The sequence below is a fragment of the Psychrobacter sp. BF1 genome (assembly GCF_019279065.1).
Classification (GTDB): Bacteria; Pseudomonadota; Gammaproteobacteria; order Pseudomonadales; family Moraxellaceae; genus Psychrobacter; species Psychrobacter urativorans.
In genome coordinates, this window is record NZ_JAGYWV010000022.1 from 5,278 (window position 1) to 6,762 (window position 1,485).

The window sequence follows — 1,485 nt, forward strand, 5'->3', positions numbered from 1 at the left end:
ATCCGCAGTCGCCGTGCCAATGATGGCGTCATTCTCATCCAAAATGTTAACGGTGCTACCAGGCTCAGCGGTACCAGTAACGGTCGTGCCATCAAAGGCATCGATCGCTGGGGCTGCAGGCGCTGTGGTGTCAGGTGCTGTGCTAGGGGCTGATTCAGCTGAGGTGTTATTAGCCGCATCCGTTGCCGTCGCGGTGATCGCTTCACCATTGGCAAGTGGCGTGGTTAAGGTCACCTCATAAGCACCGGTTACCGCATCCGCAGTCGCCGTGCCAATGATGGCGTCATTCTCATCCAAAATGTTAACGGTGCTACCAGGCTCAGCGGTACCAGTAACGGTCGTGCCATCAAAGGCATCGATCGCTGGGGCTGCAGGCGCTGTGCTGTCTGTCGCGTTGTCTTTACCTGGTAATGATGGGTTACCTGCAGCATCCGTTTGCACCGCAGACACTTCTTCACCATTGCTCAAGGCAGGATCTAGTGTGGCAGTAAAGCTACCATCAACAATGATGCCTTCAATCGTACCCGTTGGCGTGGTGATGGTAACCGTCGCACCTTCTTCACCAGTCACAGTCACTGAAGTACCGTCGTCATTGATGTCAACAACAGGAGCTGCGGGCGCAGTGCTGTCTGTCGCGTTGTCTTTACCTGGTAATGATGGGTTACCTGCAGCATCCGTTTGCACCGCAGACACTTCTTCACTATTGCTCAAGGCAGGAGTAAGCGCGGCAGTAAATGTGCCATCAACAATGATGCCTTCAATCGTACCCGTTGGCGTGGTGATGGTAACCGTCGCACCTTCTTCACCAGTCACAGTCACTGAGCTGCCGTCGTCATTGATGTCAACAACAGGCGCTGCAGGCGCAGTGCTGTCTGTCGCGTTGTCTTTACCTGGTAATGATGGGTTACCTGCAGCATCCGTTTGCACCGCAGACACTTCTTCACTATTGCTCAAGGCAGGAGTAAGCGCGGCAGTAAATGTACCATCAACAATGATGCCTTCAATCGTACCCGTTGGCGTGGTGATGGTAACCGTCGCACCTTCTTCACCAGTCACAGTCACTGAAGTACCGTCGTCATTGATGTCAACAACAGGCGCTGCAGGCGCAGTGCTGTCTGTCGCGTTGTCTTTACCTGGTAATGATGGGTTACCTGCAGCATCCGTTTGCACGGCAGACACTTCTTCACCATTGCTCAAGGCAGGAGTAAGCGCGGCAGTAAAGCTACCATCAACAATGATGCCTTCAATCGTACCCGTTGGCGTGGTGACGGTAACCGTCGCACCTTCTTCACCAGTCACAGTCACTGAAGTACCGTCGTCATTAATCTCAACAACAGGAGCTGCAGGCACGGTAGTGTCTTTAGTAACTGTGTCAGTCACTGGCGCTGAAGTGTTGCCAGCTGGATCTTTGATAGTGGCTTCAACGTCAAGCTTGCCGCCTTCCGTTGGGGCTGGAACTTTAACCGTTACAGTACCAGCAGTGAG

At 53.4% G+C, this 1,485-nt stretch carries 1 protein-coding gene; it reads right to left on the reverse strand.

Annotated elements, in window-relative coordinates; translation table 11 throughout:
- Positions 1–1,485 (reverse strand): Ig-like domain-containing protein (locus KZA12_RS14405; protein WP_256933003.1); only part of this gene is annotated, 1,485 nt, incomplete at both ends.